Annotated in this window: 22 protein-coding genes; 13 read left to right on the forward strand and 9 right to left on the reverse strand. The window is 64.8% G+C overall.

The window, feature by feature from the left end; genetic code table 11:
• The first annotated feature begins 79 nt into the window (after window positions 1-79).
• From thrS to VGN68_RS05105, 3 genes are read left to right on the forward strand one after another with little or no spacing between them, the layout of a single operon-like run.
• Window positions 80-2,095, forward strand: a complete 2,016-nt coding sequence (gene thrS / locus VGN68_RS05095; RefSeq protein ID WP_327474515.1) for a threonine--tRNA ligase — start codon at window positions 80-82, stop codon at window positions 2,093-2,095.
• Entirely contained in the window at window positions 2,092-2,958 is an 867-nt protein-coding gene (locus VGN68_RS05100) for a metallophosphoesterase (RefSeq protein ID WP_327474517.1), read from the forward strand. Before thrS ends, VGN68_RS05100 begins: the two co-directional genes overlap by 4 nt.
• The gene (locus tag VGN68_RS05105; RefSeq protein WP_327474519.1) at window positions 2,955-3,716 is read left to right on the forward strand and encodes a sulfite exporter TauE/SafE family protein; all 762 of its coding nucleotides are present in this window, start codon (window positions 2,955-2,957) and stop codon (window positions 3,714-3,716) included. The genes VGN68_RS05100 and VGN68_RS05105 overlap by 4 nt, the downstream gene beginning before the upstream one ends.
• Here VGN68_RS05105 and VGN68_RS05110 read toward each other — a convergent pair.
• Window positions 3,713-6,214, reverse strand: a complete 2,502-nt coding sequence (locus tag VGN68_RS05110; RefSeq protein ID WP_327474521.1) for an ABC transporter permease — start codon at window positions 6,212-6,214, stop codon at window positions 3,713-3,715. The two genes, VGN68_RS05105 and VGN68_RS05110, sit on opposite strands and share 4 nt — an antisense overlap.
• A gap of 148 nt (window positions 6,215-6,362) precedes the next feature.
• Window positions 6,363-7,034, reverse strand: a complete 672-nt coding sequence (locus VGN68_RS05115; RefSeq protein WP_327474607.1) for an ABC transporter ATP-binding protein — start codon at window positions 7,032-7,034, stop codon at window positions 6,363-6,365.
• A gap of 45 nt (window positions 7,035-7,079) precedes the next feature.
• Between VGN68_RS05115 and VGN68_RS05120 the strand changes: the two genes are divergently transcribed.
• Window positions 7,080-7,793: an arylesterase gene (locus tag VGN68_RS05120; protein ID WP_327474523.1), complete on the forward strand. Its 714-nt coding sequence runs from the start codon at window positions 7,080-7,082 to the stop codon at window positions 7,791-7,793.
• Window positions 7,794-7,939: 146 nt separating this feature from the next.
• On the opposite strand, the gene VGN68_RS05125 is transcribed toward VGN68_RS05120, so the two are convergent.
• The 4 genes from VGN68_RS05125 to VGN68_RS05140 form a co-directional block, all read right to left on the reverse strand.
• Window positions 7,940-8,263 (reverse strand): YnfA family protein, encoded by a 324-nt coding sequence (locus VGN68_RS05125; RefSeq protein ID WP_327474525.1) that lies wholly within the window; start codon window positions 8,261-8,263, stop codon window positions 7,940-7,942.
• Window positions 8,264-8,348: 85 nt separating this feature from the next.
• Window positions 8,349-8,807 carry an outer membrane beta-barrel protein gene (locus VGN68_RS05130; RefSeq protein ID WP_327474527.1) on the reverse strand — a complete coding sequence of 153 codons (459 nt, stop codon included), beginning with the start codon at window positions 8,805-8,807 and terminating at the stop codon, window positions 8,349-8,351.
• A 283-nt stretch (window positions 8,808-9,090) separates the two neighbouring features.
• Window positions 9,091-10,335 (reverse strand): 23S rRNA (adenine(2503)-C(2))-methyltransferase RlmN, encoded by a 1,245-nt coding sequence (gene rlmN, locus VGN68_RS05135; RefSeq protein WP_327474529.1) that lies wholly within the window; start codon window positions 10,333-10,335, stop codon window positions 9,091-9,093.
• A 70-nt stretch (window positions 10,336-10,405) separates the two neighbouring features.
• Window positions 10,406-11,149, reverse strand: coding sequence for an SDR family oxidoreductase (locus VGN68_RS05140; RefSeq protein WP_327474531.1), 744 nt, complete (start codon window positions 11,147-11,149; stop codon window positions 10,406-10,408).
• A gap of 112 nt (window positions 11,150-11,261) precedes the next feature.
• Between VGN68_RS05140 and VGN68_RS05145 the strand changes: the two genes are divergently transcribed.
• The 3 genes from VGN68_RS05145 to VGN68_RS05155 all read left to right on the forward strand — a co-directional run bounded on the left by VGN68_RS05145 (window position 11,262) and on the right by VGN68_RS05155 (window position 13,012).
• Complete coding sequence (locus VGN68_RS05145; protein ID WP_327474533.1) at window positions 11,262-11,654, forward strand: helix-turn-helix domain-containing protein; 393 nt, start codon at window positions 11,262-11,264, stop codon at window positions 11,652-11,654.
• A gap of 100 nt (window positions 11,655-11,754) precedes the next feature.
• Window positions 11,755-12,480, forward strand: coding sequence for a hypothetical protein (locus VGN68_RS05150; RefSeq protein WP_327474535.1), 726 nt, complete (start codon window positions 11,755-11,757; stop codon window positions 12,478-12,480).
• 25 nt (window positions 12,481-12,505) lie between these two features.
• Window positions 12,506-13,012, forward strand: a complete 507-nt coding sequence (locus VGN68_RS05155; RefSeq protein ID WP_327474537.1) for a hypothetical protein — start codon at window positions 12,506-12,508, stop codon at window positions 13,010-13,012.
• A gap of 43 nt (window positions 13,013-13,055) precedes the next feature.
• Here the strand turns inward: VGN68_RS05155 and VGN68_RS05160 are convergent, their stop codons facing one another.
• Complete coding sequence (locus VGN68_RS05160) at window positions 13,056-13,385, reverse strand: UrcA family protein (protein WP_327474539.1); 330 nt, start codon at window positions 13,383-13,385, stop codon at window positions 13,056-13,058.
• Between the two features lie 151 nt (window positions 13,386-13,536).
• Here VGN68_RS05160 and VGN68_RS05165 point away from each other — a divergent pair, with 151 nt between their 5' ends.
• Window positions 13,537-14,418, forward strand: a complete 882-nt coding sequence (locus tag VGN68_RS05165; protein WP_327474541.1) for a LysR family transcriptional regulator — start codon at window positions 13,537-13,539, stop codon at window positions 14,416-14,418.
• A 125-nt stretch (window positions 14,419-14,543) separates the two neighbouring features.
• On the opposite strand, the gene VGN68_RS05170 is transcribed toward VGN68_RS05165, so the two are convergent.
• The gene (locus VGN68_RS05170; protein ID WP_327474543.1) at window positions 14,544-15,041 is read right to left on the reverse strand and encodes a hypothetical protein; all 498 of its coding nucleotides are present in this window, start codon (window positions 15,039-15,041) and stop codon (window positions 14,544-14,546) included.
• Between the two features lie 171 nt (window positions 15,042-15,212).
• Between VGN68_RS05170 and dnaN the strand changes: the two genes are divergently transcribed.
• From dnaN to VGN68_RS05190, 4 genes are all read left to right on the forward strand, one after another.
• Window positions 15,213-16,328 carry a DNA polymerase III subunit beta gene (gene dnaN / locus VGN68_RS05175; RefSeq protein WP_327474545.1) on the forward strand — a complete coding sequence of 372 codons (1,116 nt, stop codon included), beginning with the start codon at window positions 15,213-15,215 and terminating at the stop codon, window positions 16,326-16,328.
• Window positions 16,329-16,441: 113 nt separating this feature from the next.
• Window positions 16,442-16,885 carry a hypothetical protein gene (locus VGN68_RS05180; protein ID WP_327474547.1) on the forward strand — a complete coding sequence of 148 codons (444 nt, stop codon included), beginning with the start codon at window positions 16,442-16,444 and terminating at the stop codon, window positions 16,883-16,885.
• A 30-nt stretch (window positions 16,886-16,915) separates the two neighbouring features.
• The gene (locus VGN68_RS05185) at window positions 16,916-17,278 is read left to right on the forward strand and encodes a YciI family protein (RefSeq protein WP_327474549.1); all 363 of its coding nucleotides are present in this window, start codon (window positions 16,916-16,918) and stop codon (window positions 17,276-17,278) included.
• Window positions 17,275-18,504 (forward strand): RNA polymerase sigma factor, encoded by a 1,230-nt coding sequence (locus VGN68_RS05190; RefSeq protein WP_327474551.1) that lies wholly within the window; start codon window positions 17,275-17,277, stop codon window positions 18,502-18,504. The genes VGN68_RS05185 and VGN68_RS05190 overlap by 4 nt, the downstream gene beginning before the upstream one ends.
• Here the strand turns inward: VGN68_RS05190 and VGN68_RS05195 are convergent.
• Entirely contained in the window at window positions 18,501-19,841 is a 1,341-nt protein-coding gene (locus VGN68_RS05195; RefSeq protein WP_327474553.1) for a sorbosone dehydrogenase family protein, read from the reverse strand. The two genes, VGN68_RS05190 and VGN68_RS05195, sit on opposite strands and share 4 nt — an antisense overlap.
• Window positions 19,842-20,023: 182 nt before the next feature.
• Between VGN68_RS05195 and VGN68_RS05200 the strand changes: the two genes are divergently transcribed.
• Window positions 20,024-20,239: a hypothetical protein gene (locus VGN68_RS05200; protein ID WP_293703599.1), complete on the forward strand. Its 216-nt coding sequence runs from the start codon at window positions 20,024-20,026 to the stop codon at window positions 20,237-20,239.
• The last annotated feature ends 16 nt before the right edge of the window (window positions 20,240-20,255 follow it).

Below are 20,255 nucleotides of genomic sequence, written 5' to 3' on the forward strand. Positions count from 1 at the left end.
TGTGAATCCGCCCCTTGCCGCCCCCACCGCATGCTGGCAAAGGAACCCGGCAATTTTGCCCAGAAAGGCTATAGTTTCGATGTCCCAGATGATCCGCGTCACCCTTCCCGATGGCTCTGCCCGGGACGTCGTGCGCGGGACCACCCCGGCTGAGATCGCCGCCGACATCGGACCCGGCCTTGCCAAGGCGGCGCTCGCGGCGCGGATCGACGGCGAGCTGCGCGACATCATGCGCCCGCTTGAGGAAGACACCAACCTGGCGCTGGTGACGAGCCGCGACGAGGCCGATGCGCTCGAACTGGTGCGGCACGACTATGCGCATATCCTGGCCGAAGCGGTGCAAAACCTGTTCCCCGGCACGCAGATCACCTTTGGCCCGTCGACCGGCGACGGCTTCTATTACGACTTCGCGCCAACCGCCGAACATGGTCCGTTTCGCGACGAAGAGCTGCCGCTGATCGAGGAAGAGATGCGCCGGATCATCGCCGCCGACCTGCCGCTGACGCGCGAAGTGTGGGAGCGCGACAAGCTGATCGCCAAATGGCAGGCCGATGGCGAGACGTTCAAGGCCGAATGGGCCGCCGAGCTCCCCGCGGACGAGGAGCTGACCGTCTATCGCAGCGGCGGCCAAAGCGGAGAGGGGGGCTGGATGGACATGTGCCGCGGCCCGCACCTCGCCTCGACGGGTAAGCTCGACCCCGCGGCGTTCAAACTCACGCGCGTATCGGGCGCCTATTGGCGCGGCGACCAGAAGAATGCCCAGCTGTCGCGTATCTACGGCACCGGCTGGCTCAACAAGAAGCAGCTCGCCGAGCATCTCGTCCGGCTCGAGGAAGCCGCGAAGCGCGACCACCGCAAGCTGGGGCAGGAGATGGACCTGTTCCACCTGCAAGCCGAGGCGCATGGGTCGGTGTTCTGGCACCCGAAAGGCTATATGATCTGGCGCGAGCTGGAGGCCTATATGCGCCGCGCGATCGACGGCGCGGGCTACCGCGAGGTCAAGACGCCGCAGGTCATGGACGCGCGCCAATGGGAGCAGTCGGGCCATTGGGGCAAATATCGCGAAAATATGTTCGTGATCCCCGACGAAGTGCCGAACGTCGACGACGAAGGGCCGATCATCTCGGACGAGGCCGAGTGGATGGCGCTCAAGCCGATGAATTGCCCGGCGCACGTGCTGATCTTTCGCCAGGGCATGAAGTCGTACCGAGACCTGCCGCTGCGCCTCTATGAAAATGGCTGCTGCCATCGCAACGAACCGCACGGTGCGCTCCACGGATTGATGCGCGTCCGCCAGTTCACGCAGGACGACGCGCATATCTTCTGCCGCGAGGATCAGATCGTCAGCGAGGTGCAGGCCTTTTGCGCGCTCGCCGACCGCATCTACAAGGAATTCGGCTTCACCTATTCGATCAAGCTCGCGCTGCGCCCCGAAAAGCGCTTCGGGACCGAAGAGATGTGGGACATGGCCGAAACCGAGCTGCGCGCCGCAGTGGTCGCGGCCGGACTTAACACCGACGAATATGGCTGGGAAGAATTGCCGGGCGAGGGCGCCTTTTATGCACCCAAGCTGGAATGGCATCTGACCGACGCGATCGGCCGGACGTGGCAGGTCGGGACGATCCAGTCGGACCGCGTGTTGCCCGACCGCCTCGACGCATCCTACATTGCTGAGGATGGCGAGCGCCACCGGCCGGTGATGCTGCACCGCGCGATCTTTGGCAGCTACGAGCGCTTCATCGGCATCCTGATCGAACATTTTGCGGGCAAGCTGCCCGTGTGGCTGGCGCCGGTGCAGGCGGTGGTTGCGACGATCGTGTCAGATGCCGATGATTATGCACGCGATGCCACCGCACAGTTGGCGGCGGCGGGGATCCGCGTCGAAACCGACCTGCGCAACGAAAAGATCAACTACAAGGTCCGCGAACACAGCCTGGCGAAGGTTCCGTTTCTGCTCGTCGTCGGCAAGCGCGAGGCCGACGAAGGCACGGTCGCGATCCGCACTCTTGGGCAGGAAGGCCAGCGCATCATGCCGCTCGCCGAAGCGATTGCGCTGCTCAAGGGCGAAGCGACCCCGCCCGACCTGCGCCATTGATCGCCACGCCCGAACGTCCCCCGCGCCGGTGGTGGCGCGGGCTGTTGCTGCTGGCGCTGCTCGGCGTGGCCTTGCTCGCCAAGGGCTATTGGAATGCGACGCGCGATCCGGTGATACGTACCGCGACGGTTGCGGTCGCCGACTGGCCGGCGGGGCAGCCGCCGCTGAAACTGCTGTTGCTGTCGGACATCCATGTCGCCGGTCCTGACATGCCGCCCGAACGGCTGACGCGAATCATCGCGCAGCTCAATCGACTGCGCCCCGACCTTGTGCTGATCGCGGGCGATCTCGTCAGTGAGAAGCGCAGCGCGACGCATATCTACACCGCCGCCGAAGTCGTCGCGCCGCTCGGCAAGCTGCGCGCGCCGCTCGGCGTTGTGGTGGCGCCGGGCAATCACGACCATTGGTTCAAACCCGACGCGCTGAGCGGCGAACTGGAGAAGCGCGGGCTGCGCGTGTTGCAGAATGAAGCGGTGAAGCTCGGCCCGCTGATCATCGGCGGGGTCGATGATGACTATTCGGGGCATGACGATGTCCCCGCGACGCTTGCGGCCATGGATCGGCTTGGCTCCGGTGTCCCTCTGCTCCTCACGCACAGCCCCGACATCATTCCCGACGTCCAGCGCCCGGTCGCTGCGATCTTTGCCGGCCACACCCATTGCGGCCAGATCCGTTTCCCCTTTGTCGGCGCGCTCACCTATGTCTCGCGCTACGGCGACCGCTTTGCGTGCGGCGACATGACCGACGACGGCCAGCGCGTCTTCGTCGGGGCAGGGCTGGGGACCAGCTTGCTGCCGCTGCGCTATCTGACCCCGCCCGACGCGTGGTTGGTGACGCTCGGGCCAAAGGCACAGGGCAAATGACCGGTCTCGCGCAGCTTGTCGGGCTTGCCCCGCTCACCCTTGCCGGTGCCGCGGCGATGACCTTTGGCGCGGCCTATGTGCGCGGGCTCACTGGGTTCGGGATGGCGATCATCCTCGTGCCTTTGCTTGGGCTGATTATCACCCCGGGCGAGGCGGTGGTGCTCGGCATCCTGCTGCAACTGCTGATCGGGCCGGTCGGGCTGAAGGTCATCCTCGCCGACGCCGACCGCTCGACCGCCGTACCGATCGCGCTCGTCGCGATGGCGGCGACGCCGCTCGGGATGATCGCGCTCGATGCGACGACGCCCGACGTGGCGCGGCTGCTGATCACGCTGGTCGCCGTTGGCGCCTTCGTTGCGGTGCTGCTCCCCAAACAGCCCGAGGGGCATCGCCCGGGTCGGCTGGCGATTGGTGGCACCGGCGTGGTGTCCGGCATCCTGACCGGCTTTGCGGCGATGCCCGGGCCGCCGGTCGTGCCCTTTTACCTCCGCAGCGCGCTGCCGCCCAAGACGTCGCGCGCGTCGATGATGCTGATCTTTTTCGCGACCGCGATCGCCGGGACGCTGGCGGCGCTGTGGGTCGGGATCGCCACCTCGCGGTTGCTGATCCTGTCGCTGCTGCTCTTCGCGCCGATGTGGATCGGCAATTATGTCGGCGGGCGCCACTTCGGCCGCGTCGCGCCGCATGTGTGGCAGGCGATGGTCGCGGTTGTGCTGGGCATTGCTGCGGTGGCGGCGGTGGTGCGGGTCCTGAACTAAAGGCTCCGCAGCGCCTGCGCGGGTTTCGCCGACAGCAGTGGCCAACTGCCCGCGATACCGATCAGGAACGACAATCCCGCTCCGCCGATCAGCGTCGCCCCGACGATCAGCGGATCGGGCGCGAAGGTGAAGTCGAACAGGCTGACGACGACATAGCGCGCCGCGATCAGTCCCAACCCGAGCGCCAGCACCGCCAGCACTGCGGCCAGCACGGCATATTCCATCGCCTGCGCGCCCAATATCTGACGCCGCGTCGCGCCGAGCAGTTTCAGGATGACGCTGTCATACACGCGGCGTTCGCGGCTGGCGGCAATCGCGCCGATCAGCACCGCAATGCCGGCAAGGATCGCGATGCTTGCGGCCGCGGCAATGGCCTGACTCATTTGCGTGAGCAGGATGGTCACTTGCGAGACGACATCGCGAACCGCGATCAGCGAGGCCGAGGGGAACGCGCGCGGGATGCTGCGCGCCAGCTCGGTTTCGGCCTGCGCATCGACGGCAACGGTCGCGACCATATTGTGCGGTGCGGCGTCGAAGGTGCCGGGCGAGAATACGAGCACATAATTGAGCCCGAAATTGTCCCACTGCACGGTGCGGTAGGAGGCGACCTTGGCCTGCACCTCGACCCCCAGCACGTTGACGCTCAGCGTGTCGCCGATCTTGAGTCCCAGCGACGTGGCAACTTCCTGCTCGACGCTGACCAGCGGCGGTCCTTTGTAATCGGCCGCCCACCATTGGCCGCCAACCAACTCGCTGCCGCTGGGCGGCACCGCGCTGTACGTCAGCCCACGGTCGCCGCGCAGCACCCACGCGCCCTCGGGCAATTCGGCGAGTTCGTCGACGCGCTGGCCGCGAAATTCGGTGACGCTGCCGCGCAGCGCGGGGATCATGTTGATCTGCGCGTCGGGCGCGGCCTTGGTGACGAGATTGCGGAATTGCGCGGCGCCGTCGCGCGGGACGTCGAGCACAAAAAAGCTCGGCGCGCGCTGCGGCACGGTGCGTGCAATTTCGTTGGTGATGCTCGTCTGGATCGCGGCAAGCGTCACGAACAGGGTCAGGCCCAGCCCGAGCGCGACCACCAGTGCGCCGGTCGAGGCGCCGGGACGATGGAGGTTGGCGAGTGCGAGGCGCAGCAATGGACGGCGTGGGCGCGGCAGGCGGCTGGCAATGCGGCGCACCAGCCAGCCGAGCCCGACGAGGATCAGCAGCAAACCGATTGCGGCGCCGATAAAGCCGAGCGCGAACAACGGCTCGCGCGCGGTACCGACGGCGAGTGCGACGATCGCGATCAGCGCCACTGCAACGGCGACCAGCGCGGGCCGATCGATCCGCGCTGCCTTGTCGACGGTCGCGCGATAGAGCCCCGCGGCGGGAATATGCTTCGTGGCAGCGAGCGGCGGCATGGCGAAGGCGACAGCGATCAAAAGCCCATAGGCGGCGCTGACCGCAAGCGGCAGCGGATAGAGCGCGAAGCCCGGGCGGACGGGCAGCACGTCGCCAGCAATCGCGCCGATCGCGAACGGCGCCAGCGCGCCGACGACCAAACCGGCAAAGATCGACACCGCGGCGACCGCCAAAATCTGCAAGCCATAGATGCGCAGCACCGTCGCGCTGTCGGCGCCGAGAACTTTCAGCGTCGCAAGGCCGGGGCGTTTGCCCGCCAGATAACTCGCCACGCCGTTGCCGACGCCGATGCCCGCGATCACCAACGCAGCAAGACCCACAAGCGACAGGAACTGCCCCATGCGCTCGATAAAGCGCCGCGTTCCGGGGGCGCCGTTGCTGCGGTCGGTGATGTCCCAGCCCGCGCCGGAGAATTGGGCGGTCAGCGCCTCGCCGACCGCTTCGGGGTTGGCACTGGCGGGCAAGCGGACACGATATTTGCTTTCGAACAGGCTGCCCGGCTGGATTAGCTGGGTCGCGGGGAGGTCGGCGATACCGATGATTGCGACGGGGCCGAGGGTGAAACCTTCGCCCAGCCGGTCGGGTTCTTCGGCAATGATGCCGTCAATAAGGAACGCTTTTTCGCCAAACTTCACTCGGCTGCCTACGTTCAGGTCAAGCCGCGACGCGAGATCCTTGCCGATCCAGATGCTGCCCGCGGGTGGTGGGCCGCGGCGGACGCCGCTTTCGAGCCGCAGTGTCCCATAAAGCGGATAGGCGCCATCGACCGCCTTGAGTTCGGACAATAGCGCGTCGCCCGCGGGCGCATTCGCCATTGCGCGCATCCGCACCGTGGACGATGTCGTTCCTGCCTTGCGGAATGCCGCCATTTCTTCGGCGGTGGCTTCGCGCTGCGGAATGCCGAATTCAATATCGCCGCCCAGGATCGTCTGCCCGCGCACCTCAAGCTCGGAGGTGATGCCGCGCGTCAGGCTGCCGATCGCGGCGAGCGTCGCGACGCCGAGGAACAGGCAGACCGCGAGCAGCCGCAGGCCGCGGATGCGCGTCGCGAGATCGCGGCGGGCGATCCGCCAGAGGGAAGCGAGGGGGAGCATCAGCCGATCCTCCCCGGAACGGGGAGGGGGACCACCCGAAGGGTGGTGGAGGGGCACGAGCGGCCAAACACAGCCTGTGCCTGCATGTGCCCCTCCACCATGCTTCGCATGGTCCCCCTCCCCCTTTGGGGGAGGATCGCTTTGCCCATCACGTTACCCGTTCCTCAATCCGCCCATCATGCATCACAACCACCCGGTCGCAATGCTGCGCTAGTTCCGGATCGTGGGTGATGATCAGCAGCGTCGCGCCCAACGCCGCGCGGCGCGCAAAGATCAGGTCGATGATCGACTGCCCGGTCGCGGTGTCCAGATTGCCCGTCGGCTCGTCGGCAAAGATGATTGCGGGCGAGCTCGCCATCGCGCGCGCGATCGCAACGCGCTGTTGCTCGCCGCCCGACAGCTGCGCCGGATAATGGGTCAGCCGGTGGCCCAGCCCGACGGCTTCGAGTTCGGCGGCGGCACGCCCGAACGGATCGGCGATCCCCGCCAGCTCCAGCGGGACCGCGACATTTTCCAGCGCGGTCATCGTCGGCAGCAAATGAAACGCCTGGAGCACAATGCCGATCCGCCCGCGCCGCGCCCGCGCGAGTTCGTCCTCGTCCATCGTGGTGAAATCGAGTCCCGCGACGCGGATGCTGCCGCCATTGGCGCGCTCCAGCCCCGCGAGCACCGCCATCAGCGAGCTTTTGCCCGAGCCCGAAGGGCCGAGCAGTGCGACCGAGGCGCCCGCGGGAACCTCCAGATCGACGCCGCGCAAAATTTCGACGGGGGCCTTGTCGCTGCCGAGGGTCAGCGTCACATTATGGGCGGCGATCGCCATATCAGGCGAAAGTCGAGCGTCGGTCAAGGAAAGGACCCTTTGGAAATGAGAACGACCGGATGGCGCTCTTACGCTATATATGGTTGCGCGATTGCGCTTTGCCAACCGCTTGCCGGGTGTGGATCGGCGGAAAACCCGTCGGCTTCGACCAACGACAAGGTGGCCGCCAAGGCAGCCCCCGCGATTCCGGCCGACGCACCGCTGGTCATCGCTTTTGGTGACAGCCTGTACGCCGGGTATCAGCTTGGGCCGAAAGAGGGCTTGGCGCCGCAATTGCAGACGGCGCTGGCCGCCGACGGCGTGGTGGCGCGGGTGCAAAACGCCGGGGTGTCGGGCGATACCACCGCGGCAGGGCGCCAGCGGCTGACCTATGTCCTCGACAATGCCAAGGTAAAACCCGCGCTGGTGCTGCTGGGGCTCGGCGGCAACGACATGCTGCGCGGCATCGGCCCCGACCAGACACGTGACAACCTCGACGCGATGCTCGCCGAGCTTCAGAAGCGCGAGATTCCGGTGCTGCTCACCGGCATGATGGCCGCACCGAACATGGGCAGCGATTACGCCAAGAAATTCAATCCGATCTATTCCGAACTTGCGGCCAAATATGATGTGAGTTTTTATCCGTTCATTCTCGACAATGTCGTGACGGAAAAGGCGCTGATGCTGGGCGACAATATGCATCCCAATGCAAAGGGGGTGACGGTGGTGGCCGAAGCGCTGGCGCCGCTGGTCGAACAGGCGCTGCCGGACGCGGAATAAATCGCTCCTCCCTGTGGCGAAGCCATGGGGAGGGGGACCGCTCGCGAAGCGAGTGGTGGAGGGGCCGCAACGGTAGCGCCAATGCCCCTCCGTCAGTCCTGCGGACTGCCACCTCCCCACGGCTTCGCCACAGGGAGGATCGAAACCTAACTCCCCCGCGGCCCGAACAGGATAATCGCCGCGCCGCCCAGACACACCGCCGCGCCAATCAGATCCCAGCGGTCAGGCTTCGCCCCCTCGAACGCCCACAGCCACAACAGCGCCGCGACGATATACACCCCGCCATAGGCGGCGTAAGTGCGTCCCGCATGTTCGGCGTCCACGAGCGTCAGCAAATAAGCGAATAGCGCCAGCGACGCCATGCCGGGCGCCAGCCACCACACCGATTTGTCCAGCCGCAGCCACGCCCAAAAGGCAAAGCAACCCGCGATCTCGGCAAGCGCCGCGGCAATATAGAAGAAAGCCGTCATCAGCTCACCGTGGCCGGGTTGCACACAAATGAAAAGGGGCGACCAATCGGCCGCCCCTTCCTGTTTCGTTTCGCTGTCCGAAAGATCAGAACGCGAAGCCGACGCCCGCGACGAAGGTGTCGAAGTCGCCGAAGTTCTCGATGAACTGGTGACGATATTCGGCCTTGGCGTACAGGTTCTGGCCCAGCTTGTGCTGATAACCGGCGCCGACATACGGATCTTCGATGTCGCTGAAGGTGTAGCCAGCGGTGACATAGGCCTTGCCGTTCGCGCCAACCTTGGCGCCGACGCGGCCACCGGCCGAGAATTGGACGTCCGCACCGTCGACAAGCACCTTGTCGCCCGCGACTTCGGCGCCGACAAACGCGGCCGAGCCAAGGTCGAAGTCATAGCCAGCGGCCAAGCCGAGGGTGCCTTCGTCGATGCCGTTGCCGGTGATCAGGCCGCCGCGCACTTCGACGCGGCCTTCGCCGCCTTCGGCTGCCATAGCGGGGGTTGCAACGATGGCCGTCAGGAGAGCGGCTGCAACTGCGAATTTCTTCATTTTGTTTTCCTTCTGCTTTATATGGCCACGCCCTTTGGGCCGCGGTCCACCGCCTAAATGGCGTTGGCAGCTGTCGCTTCAATGAACGGAAGTGTCATCATGTGACAATTTTCTTACCTGTGTTATTTTTACCACACAGTACAGAATAGCTATGCAGCGGCAATGGCAGAATCTCCCGGAAAACTGCGCTCCAATTTCATCATCCCGGCGAAGCCCGGGATCTCGCCGGTCCATGGAAACACGAGGGAGAGATCCCGGCCTTCGCCGGGATGACGAAAAAAGATCAGTCCAGCGCGGCCTGTTTCTCTTCCGCAATCCGGTCGAGTTCGGCGCGCGTCGGCTTGGTCGCGGCGCTTTTCAGCTGCCCGCACGCCGCCATGATGTCGCGCCCGCGCGGGGTGCGCACCGGCGCCGAAATCCCGGCCTTGAAAATCAGGTTGCTGAACGCGCGGACGCGCTCGGGCGACGAACATTCATACATCGCGCCGGGCCAGGGATTGAACGGGATCAGGTTGACCTTGGCATGCAAGCCATATTCGCGGATCAGCCGGACGAGTTCGCGCGCGTCGTCGTCGCTGTCGTTCTTGTCCTTCAGCATCACATATTCGAAGGTGATGCGCCGCGAATTGCCCGCGCCCGGATAATCGGCGCACGCTTTCAGCAATTCGTCGATGCCATATTTGCGGTTGAGCGGGACGATTTCGTCGCGCACTTCCTTCGACACCGCGTGCAGCGACACCGCCAGGTTGACGCCGATTTCTTCGCCCGCGCGCGCCATCATCGGCACGACGCCGCTGGTCGACAGCGTGATCCGGCGCCGGGACAGCGCCAGCCCGTCGCCGTCCATCACGATCTTGAGCGCACCCTTGACCTCGTCGAAATTATACAGCGGCTCGCCCATCCCCATCATCACGATGTTGGTCAGGATGCGGCCGTCGGCGGTGTAATGGCCGCCCTCTTCGTCGTCATCATCCTCGGGGTCGGGGCCGAAACCCGCCATCGTCCCCTTGGGCCATTCGCCCAGTTCGTCGCGCGCCAGCATCACTTGCCCGACGATTTCGCCCGCGGCGAGGTTGCGGACGAGGCGCATGGTGCCGGTGTGGCAGAAGCGGCAATTGAGCGTGCAGCCGACCTGGCTCGACACGCATAAGGTTCCCCGATCGGCGTCGGGGATGAAGACCATTTCATATTCCTGCCCGTCGGCGGCGGCGAGCAGCCATTTGCGCGTCCCGTCGCTCGACACCTGCGCCTCGCGCACCGTCGGGCGGCCGATGATGAAGCGGTCGTTCAGCCAGGGGCGCATCGTCTTGGCGATGTCGGTCATCGCCTCGAAATCGGTAACGCCGCGGTGGTACATCCAGTGCCAGATTTGCTTGGCGCGCAGCTTCGCCGCTTTGGCGTCGAGCCCCGCCTCGACCAGCACGCCCCCAATGGCGTCGCGGGTCAGCCCGACCAGGTCGATGCGGTTGCCGCCGCGCAACGGGACGGTACCCGTCGTGACGGGGTCGATATGGCCGGGAATCTGCATGATGGCCGCGCATATAGGGACAACGGGCCGCTTACGCCAGCCCCGGCGTAAGCGGCCCGTTCGGACGCGACTATAGTGATGCCAGCATCCCCAGTACCGTCGCCACATTGCCGTTCGCTTCGGCCTGACGCAGCGGCAGGACGTTCTGAACCAGGATTTCTTCCGGGGTCGGTTGCTGCGCAAACAGCGCCATGACTTCATCGGCGAAATCGTCCAGCGGCATATAGCCCTCGCGCGTCGACTGGCCGGGGGTCAGGTCGGTGCGCACCGCGGGCGGCGCCAGCTCGATAACCTCGACCTTGCCGTCGAGCTGGGTGCGCAGCGCCACCGAATAGCTGTGCATCGCGGCCTTGGTCGCCGAATAGGTCGGCGCCTTGGGCAACGGCACGAACGCCAGCCCCGACGTGACATTGACGATTGCGGCATCGTCCTGCGCCACCAGATGATCGACCAGCGCGTCGGTCAGCCGGATCGGGCCAAGGATATTGGTGATGACCGTTGCTTCGGCGTCGGTCAGGTCGCGTTTCGCGCTCGCGTCCTCGCTGCTCATGATCCCGGCATTGTTGACCAGCACATTCAGGCCGGGATGCCTTGCGACCACCTCTTTGGCAAAGGCCGCGATGGCGGCGGCATCGGTGACGTCGAGCGTCATCGCCGACATATTGGGCCGTCCGGCAATCGCGGCGTCGAGCTTAGCAGCGTTGCGGCCGGTGATGATGATGTGGTTGCCGGCGTCGTGCCAGCGCTGCGCAAGGGCCAGCCCGATGCCCGAACCCCCGCCGGTGACGAGGATGGTGTTGCCTGTGGTTTTCATGAATGCCTCCTTTGGGGTGGTGAGAAGGCCTAGATACCGCTATACTCTCCAAAAGAAAGTAGGCACCCGAAAGTGCCATAGTTACCAGAAAGAGAGATTTGGATTTTCCGCCATGTCCGCCCCTGAAAAAATCGCCTATGATCCGAATGCGCCAGTCGATCCGCGCGTTGAAACGCTCGTCAACGAACTCATTGGCCGAGTCGCCGACAAATGGACCTTGCTCGTGCTGGAGGAGCTGGAGGAACACGGCACCTGCCGTTTCACTGAACTGGCGCGCCTGGTTCCCGGAATCAGCCAGAAGATGCTGACCCAAACGCTGCGCGCGATGGAGCGCGATGGACTAGTACATCGCACCGTTCACCCGGTCGTGCCGCCCAAGGTGGAATATCGTCTGACCGCGCTGGGACACAGTCTGGGCGAGGCTTTCTGCGGGGTTTGGGCCGGGGCGGAAACGCATCTGGCGGCGGTTGAAGCCGCGCGTTCGGCATTCGATAACCGCGATTGACGGCAGGTTGGGCCGGGCGACCGGCTATCCTATGACGCCGATCACAATTTGGTCAGCTTGGGCAATCTAGGGGTCGATGCCTGTTCTGGCTGGAGGCCTTATGCGTTTGCCCATGCTGGTCGCTGCGCTAGCGATCGCCGCGATATCCCGTCCTGCCGCCGCAGAGCCGCCCCATTCGGGCCATGGCGTCGGCTGCACCGCGGGCGCGCGACCGATCAAACATTATTCGAACTGGTCGAGCAACAGCGATGCGGTCTGCGACTATGGTTTTGTCGAGGTCAACCGGCGCCTCGCCCAATTGATAGAGGCGCCGAGCGGCGATGTGAGCGTCGCCTGGCTGCAAGCTGTTCTTGCTGTGCCGGAATTCACCCGGCGCGAGGGGTGGGAACCGAACGGCTTCTACATCATCAACGCGGCCCATCAGGTTGCACTGGCGGGCATCGATAATTGGGAAATGATCATCGCGACCTATCAGCGTAGCAGCGAAGGCGACTGGGGTCGCAAGGACGTTTTCACGATCGATTTCCTGAGCACCGGTGTCAACCCGGCGACCGAGGCCGAATATAAGGGGCGCTGCCTGAGCGAGGCGGAAGTCCTGGATCGGGCGACGGCAGCCGGATGGCGCTATGTGCCTGGCGAGATCGGCAGCGGAACCGTCGGACCCATTTTCACGCCGGGGGCATTGGTCAAGGACGATGGCCGCAGCCTGCGGTTGGTCCATCTGTCCAACACGTCCGAGCTGCCCTCACGTGAAACGCTGGAGGCAACGTGCGCGTGGTTTTTTTCCTTCGAAGAACACCGCGATATCCGGACGACGACAAAATGATTTGTTCACAGAAAAGGCTATCCGAATGATCCGTTTTCTTTCCTTGATCGCCGTTCTCGCCGCGACGCTCACCACGCCGCATGCGGCTGCCGCTGCCACCGGGCAAAAGATATGCACCCGCCACTCGACGATTCTTTTAGAGTCGGGCGAGAAGGCAGAGGTCAATGGTGCCGGGGCGAGCGGGGTCGAATTGCTGATTTCGGGTCCGGCGGGGCAGTGGATTTTTGCCGATTACAATGGGCTGGCGGCGCCCGGCGCGGGCGACGTGGCGGTCGCTTCGACCAAGACGCAGACGGTTGTGCGGCGCGGACAGCTGCCGCAAATCTATGTCATCTATTCCAAAGCGTCGCGCATGATCGAGGGCAAGCAACTGACCGCCTTTATCAGCGGATTATATCTTGACCGGCGACCCTTCGCAAAGCCGCGGATCATAGGAAGCGATGCCGACAAGGCGGTTTGGGACCGGGTGCAATTGGGTCAGACGACCAGCTGCGACCTGCGCTGGGTGCCGGGGCAGGGGTTGATGAAATAGGCATCTCGCTTTTCGTCAGCCAACATTGCCCCGGCTACGCGGATCATTTGCGGATCGAGCTGACGCGGATCGCCTGATTGCGCGTCGCGTCGGCGATCGCCACATCGGCCTGCGCCGAAGCGGCCAGCCGCGTGTCGGTGCGGCATTGCCGCACGTCGTTCTTGCCTTTCAGATCAAAATCCGACGCGGTGCCGCACACTTCGACGACCGCGCGCCAGATGCGGCGGTCGAGGCTTTTGGCACCGGCCTCGGTCCGCAGGTCGAGGTCGCGGTGCTGGACGGCGACGCTCGGGTTCGCGGGCGCCGATTGGGCGAGGGCGGGCTGGCTCACCGAGGTGGCGGCCAGCGCGGCGAGGATCAGAAGCTTTTTCATCTTGTGTCTCCATCGACCGGCCAAAGAGGAGGGGAGGAAGCCGGTACGGCGCAGATAAGCGATCGATCGGCGCGGCAGGAGCAACGATGTTGCACGGCCGTTCTGCAAAATTGCAGAATGCTGTGGCGGCAGTTATGACGCACAAACCGGCATGTACGATTGGAACGACCTCAAAGCCTTTCTGGCCGTTGCCGAGACGGGCAGCACGCTGTCCGCGGCGCAGGCGCTGCGCGTCAGCCAGACGACCGTCGCGCGGCGCATTGCGGCGCTGGAGGCCGCGACCGGGCTCAACCTCTTCGAACGGCGGCAGGCGGGCTATGCGCTGACCCCGGTGGGCGAGGCGATGCTGGGCCGCGCCGCGGCGGTGCGCGATGCCGCCGACCGTTTCGGCGAAGCGGCCAGCGCGTCATCGCGCGAAGTCGGCGGCACCGTCAGCCTGACGACGATGGAGATCTTTGCGGTCACGATCCTGCCGCCGATCCTGCGCGACCTGCGCGCCGCGCACCCCGGCATCCATATCCAGCTGGATACGTCGGACGAGCAGCGCGATCTGGCGAGCGGCGCCGCCGACATTGCGATCCGCAGCAGCAAACAGCCGACCGGCGCGGGGCTGGTCGGGCGGCGTATCGCCGACAATCCATGGACGGTTTATTGCAGCCGCGACTATGCCGACCGCCATGGCATCCCGCACAGCCGCGAGGAGCTTGCGGCGCACCCGTTCATCGGTGGCGGCGGGGGCGTGTGGACGCCGTATCTGGCCTGGCTGCGGCAATATGGGCTGGAGGAGTCGGTGGTGGTGAAATATGACAGCGCCCCCGGCCTGCTCGCCGGGGTGCGATCGGGAATGGGGCTGACGATCCTGCCCGGCTTTATCGCCAATCGCGAACCCGATCTGATCCGCTGCATCCCGCCAAAGAAGGAAGACACCACGGGACTGTGGTTGTTGACCCACGAACGGTTGCGCCATGTGCCGCGGGTGCGGTTGGTGCTCGATTTCCTGGCGGTTGAGTTGACCAACCTGGCGCGCGAATAGGATTTTGCTTTTTTCCCTTACCGTAGCCCTGAGCCTGTCGAAGGGCGCCTGTCCGCGAAGCGCCCTTTGACAGGCTCAGGGCTACGGTGAAATCTGAGTGCTGAGGCACAAGCGAAGGCAGATGTTCACCCCAGCCGCGCACACCCCAGTGCCGCCGCATCAATCGCGGTCGCTGCACCACGCAGCCGGTACGTGTCGGCGATCGCGCCGCCGCTTGTTGTGCTGCTCGCGACGCTCATGCTCGGCGCCGACCGCATCGCGGCGACGATGGCGGCGTCCATCCGTGGATCGCTCGCCCAGCCATGCGCGCCATTGCCGGTCAGGATGAAGCGGCGGCTGCCGATGGTCAGGCGCAGGTCGCGTCCGGGCGCGCGCGCTTTCGACAGGCGGACATAGAATTGGCCGCGGATCCGCGATTTGGGCCAGTAACCGACGCTGGCATAGGCCTTGACCTGCGGCGTGCCGATCGTCGCCGCTGGGGCGGCCAAGGCGTAACAGCGCGGGGTGCCGGGGTCGCGGAACGCGCCCCAGCCGTCGAAAATGCCGAGCGCCGTCGGCGCGGCGGCGAGCGTCATCGCGGGCATCGCCACCAATATCAGGAAAAGGGAGGCCCGGCGCCGCATCGGCCCTCGTTCGCGCGATTGGGGATGCTTTGCAAGCATGGCTTGCACGTGCCGATGCGTGCGTTAAGGAAGGTGGGCATTTTCAGGGGCCGGGAATCGGGGCGACGAATCGCCTTTGACGGCGGCCCTTTCAGGGACTTCTCCCGCGAAACACAGGGATGGCGGATTAGAATGAAAGCGACGATCGAACGCGCAGTGTTGTTGAAGAGCCTTGGCCACGTCCAGTCGGTGGTCGAGCGGCGCAATACCATTCCCATCCTGTCGAACGTCCTGATCGAAGCCGATGCGTCGGGCCAGCTGAAGCTGATGGCGACCGACCTCGACTTGCAGGTCGTCGAAACGATCGCGGCGAAGGTCGAAACCGCCGGGACAACCACCGTGTCGGCGCACACTTTGTTCGAAATCGCGCGCAAGCTGCCCGAGGGGGCCGAGGTCAGCCTCGCCGCCGCCGAGGGCAAGATGCAGGTCAAGGCCGGCCGCTCGAACTTCAACCTGCCGACCTTGCCGCGCGACGATTTCCCGGTGATCGCCGAGGGCGACCTGCCGACCAATTTCGAACTGCCGGTCGCCGCGCTGATCCAGATCATCGACAAGACGCGCTTTGCGATCTCGACCGAAGAAACGCGCTATTATCTCAACGGCATCTTCCTGCATGTCGCCGAAGACGCGTCGGGTCCGGTGCTGAAGGCCGCGGCGACCGACGGCCACCGCCTCGCACGCTATACCGTCACGCGTCCCGAGGGCGCAGAGACGATGCCCGACGTCATCGTGCCGCGCAAATGCGTCACCGAAATCCGCAAGCTGCTCGACGAGGCGGAGGGCAATGTCGAAATCAGCCTGTCGGCGAGCAAGATCCGCTTTCAGCTTGGCAACGCCATCCTGACCTCGAAGCTGATCGACGGCACCTTTCCCGATTACAGCCGCGTCATCCCGACCGCGAACGACAAGCTGCTCAAGGTCGATCCGAAGAGCCTGTATCAGGGCGTTGACCGCGTTTCGACGATCGCCAGCGAAAAGACCCGCGCGGTCAAGGTCGGGCTCGACAAGGACCGCATCACGTTGTCGGTGACGAGCCCGGAAAATGGCACCGCGGCCGAAGAAGTCGCGGCGGTTTATGACAGCGAAGCGATGGAAATCGGCTTTAACGCCCGCTACCTCAGCGACATTCTGGGCCAGGTTGATGGCGACACGGTTGAACTGCACCTTGCCGACGCGAACGCCCCGACGCTGATCCGCGAAAACGAAAAAAGCCCTGCGCTCTATGTCTTGATGCCGATGCGGGTGTAGTCCGCCGCCGCCTCCGATCTTTTTTTTCGGAGGATGTCGAAATTGCCGCGGCACCGTCGTCATGGGGGTGAAGGACGGCATGATGCAGTCCTTCGTCTTGATGGAGGACTGCCATGACAAATTTGGCCATTGCGTCGCCGCCGATCGTCCCGCTGCGAGTTGCGGCGGCTGCCGGTGCCGCATGGAATGCGTTCGGTATCGTTCAGTTTGCCGTGCAATATCGGGCAAGCCCCGCGTCGCTGATGGCGCAGGGCATGACCGCGGCGCAGGCCGAACTTTACGCCGGGCTGCCGGCATGGATGACCGCCGCCTTTGCGGTCGCCGTTTTTGTGGGGACAGCGGCCTGCCTGTTGCTGGCGCTCAAACGGCCGGTTGCGATGCCGCTGTTGGCGATCTCCCTTGCAGCTTTTGTGCTGCTGGTCATCGGGGACATCTGGTTCGGCGTGTTTGCCGCCTTTGGCGCCCCGACAATTGCCATCGTCGGCTCGTCGACCATGTTGATGCTCATCCTCACCCTGTGGGCGCGCCGTGCGCGCATTGCGGGCCACCTCGCCTGAAGGCGCGTGATATTCAAAAAGGAAATTCTCATGCAATATATGCTGATTCTCAACGAAACCGCCGCCGATTTTGCTGACCGAAACGACCCTGCGCGGGCCGATGGCTATTGGGCGGGCTGGAATACATTCATCGGCGCGATGGCGGCGGCCGGTATCGTCGTAAATGGTGACGGCCTGTTACCGCCCGAAACGGCGACCACCGTGCGGATCCGCGATGGCGAGCAAATTGTCGAGGATGGCCCGTTCGCCGACAGCAAGGAACAGCTGGCGGGCTATTTCGTCATCGAGGTTGACGATCTTGATGCGGCACTCGCCTGGGCTGCGCAGGCGCCGTCGGCGGCGACCGCTTCGGTTGAAATCCGTCCGGTGATGCCGCCGCCGAACGCTGCATGAGCGCAGCGGTTGCTGCGGTCGAACGCGCCGCGCGCGACGCCTATGGCCGACTGGTGGCCATATTGGCGTCGCGTTCTGGCGATATTGCCGGGGCAGAAGACGCGCTGTCGGATGCCTTGCTGGCAGCGTTGCAACGCTGGCCGGAGCAAGGCATTCCGGCCAATCCCGTCGGCTGGTTGGTAACTGCGGCGCGCAACCATGCGATCGACCGCTACCGCCGCGACGGCCGTGCCGCCGGCTACGCCGACGATCTGCGAATGCTGGAACAGGAAGTGACCGAAAAGTCGCAAGAATTCCCTGACGAGCGGCTCAAATTGCTGTTTGTCTGTGCGCATCCCGCGATCGACGCCGGGGTGCGAACGCCCTTGATGTTGCAGGCCGTTCTGGGTCTTGACGCGGCGCGTATCGCAAGAGCCTTTCTTGTCGCCCCGGCGACCATGAGCCAGCGGCTTGTCCGGGCAAAGACAAAGATCCGCGCGGCGGGCATCGCCTTTGCCGTGCCCGATCCGGAGCGGCTTGCCGAGCGTCTGCCGCCGGTGCTTGAAACGATTTACAGTGCCTTTGGGCTCGCCTGGGAAGATTTGCCGGTCGGCGCCACGCTCGCCGATGACCTTTCGGCAGAAGCGATATTCCTCGCCCGGCTGCTCGTCGATCTGTTGCCCGGCGAACCCGAAACCAAGGGATTGCTTGCGCTGATGCTGTTTTGCGAAGCCCGGCGACCGGCGCGGCGCGACGCTGCTGGCCGGTTCGTCCCACTGGCAGACCAGAATGTGTCGTTGTGGTCAAAATCGCTGATCGAGGCGGGCGATGCGCTGTTGATCGCCGCGTCGCGTCACGCCCGGTTCGGGCGCTTTCAGTGCGAAGCCGCGATTCAATCCGCTCATAGTCAGCGGGCGTTCGGCCGCGCCGTGCCCACCGGCGCTATCGTTGGCTTGTACAACCTACTCGTCGATCGTGCACCCAGCTTCGGTGCCAGCATTGGCCGCGTCGCGGCGCTGCTCGACGACGGACAGGCCGAAGCGGCGGCGTCCGCGCTCGCTCGGCTGCCAAGCGAACGTCTGCGCGCACATCAACCCTATTGGGCGGCACATGCCGCCGTCATGCGGGCGCTGGGCAATCACGAGGCAGCGCGGGCGAGCGCTGAGCAGGCAATAGGGCTGTCCGATGACCCGGCAGTGCGCGACCATCTGATCGCGCGTTTCCACCTTAAGGATACAAGGGCTTAACCAGTCTTTGCCACCCGCCAGATAACCCCGCCGCTATCGTCGGCGATCAGCGCGCTGCCGTCCTTGGCGACCTTCACATCGGCTGGGCGACCGCGGGCGGTTTTGTTGTCGGACGCCAGAAAACGGTCGAGCAGGGTGACGGGCAGCGCATCGACCGGTTTGCCGTTGGCGCCGAACTTGACGAACACGACGCTGTATCCCGCGGCCGGTTCGCGATTCCACGACCCGTGCAATGCGATCAGCGCGCCGTTCGCCCAGCGCTCACCCAGGTCGAGGCCCTGGGTAAAGGTCATGCCGAGCGGTGCGGTGTGGGCGCCCAGGCCATAGGCAGGACGCTTGACATATTGGCGGCGATCCTCAGCCTCGGGTTCAACGCGCGGATCGACGAAGCCACCCCAATAATACCAGGGCCAGCCGTAAAAATCGCCCTCGGTTACATCGGCCAGATAGTCGGGAACCAGATCGCTGCCCAGCATGTCGCGTTCGTTGACCACCGTCCACAGCCGGTCGCTGCCGGGATAAAAGCCCAGTCCGACGGGATTGCGGATGCCCGAGGCAAAGGTGCGGACATATTTCTGATCGGGGCGCACTTCGAGCACGCTGGCGCGGCGGAACTCGCGGTTCATGCCCTTTTCGCCGATGTTGCTGTCGGCGCCGACGCCAATGTAAAGCCAACCATTGGGTGCGGCGGCCAGACTTTTGGTCCAGTGACGGTTGGTGCCTTTGGCGGGCAGGTCGACGATTTTCGCCGGTTTGCCGCTCATCTTTGTCTCGCCCGCCACATAGGGGAAGGCGAGCAGCGCATCGGTGTTGGCGACGTACAGCGTGTCACCGACCAGCGCCATGCCATAGGGTGAGTTGAGTCCGGTGATATAGGCGGTCTTGACCTCGGCCCGTCCGTCGCCGTCGGCGTCGCGGAGCAGGCTGATGCGATTGGCCGACACGCCCCCGGCGCCCGCCTTGCTCATCAGGCGGCCCATGATCTTGCCCTCGATCCCCGACGTGTCGCGCGGCGGGCTTTGCGCTTCGGCGACCAGCACGTCGCCATTGGGCAGCACGAGCATGGTGCGAGGGTGATCAAGCCCATCGGCAAAGCGGACGACCGCCAGACCCTGTGCAGCGCGCGGCGCCTGACCCGCGGGCCACCCGGTGACTTCGGGCACGTTGATGGTCGGGAATGTCTCGGTCTTTTGCGACGCCATTACCGGCACCCGGCCGCTGAGTTCGGCGGTAGAGAAGCGCGCCACGTCGGGCCTCGACATGATGTAAAGCGTCACGCCGCCGACGATGATCAGCAGCAGCAGGGCGAGGGCGACATATTTCAGGATCTTGCGCATCGCCCTTATCTACACGGCCGAAGCGCGGCGGCAAAGGGGCGAAACGCGCCTGCCGAAATCGCGCCTGTGGTTAACGCCGCTTGGACCAGCATTAACCTTACCGGAATCTTCATCACGGTTGGGAACGGCGCGGTGAGGCGCGCGCTTTAGGACAGCGGCTCCAAGGCAAAGACGGGGATTCCATGCACCTGCCTGCACCATTTCTGACTGATCGCGCTGCGGTCGAGGACGCCCATGCGCTCATCCGGATGCATGGCGAGGAGGCGGGATTCGCCGCGGCTGCGCGCGCCGAACAATATCGGGTGTTGGGCAATCACGTCCATTTTGCGCGCTGGCGCCAGATCGAACGACTGATCACCTATCTGGCGGCCGAGGATGTGCTAGACACGGTACATTGAACGCACGACGGTCGCC

The organism is Sphingopyxis sp., assembly GCF_035998965.1.
Taxonomy (GTDB): domain Bacteria; phylum Pseudomonadota; class Alphaproteobacteria; order Sphingomonadales; family Sphingomonadaceae; genus Sphingopyxis.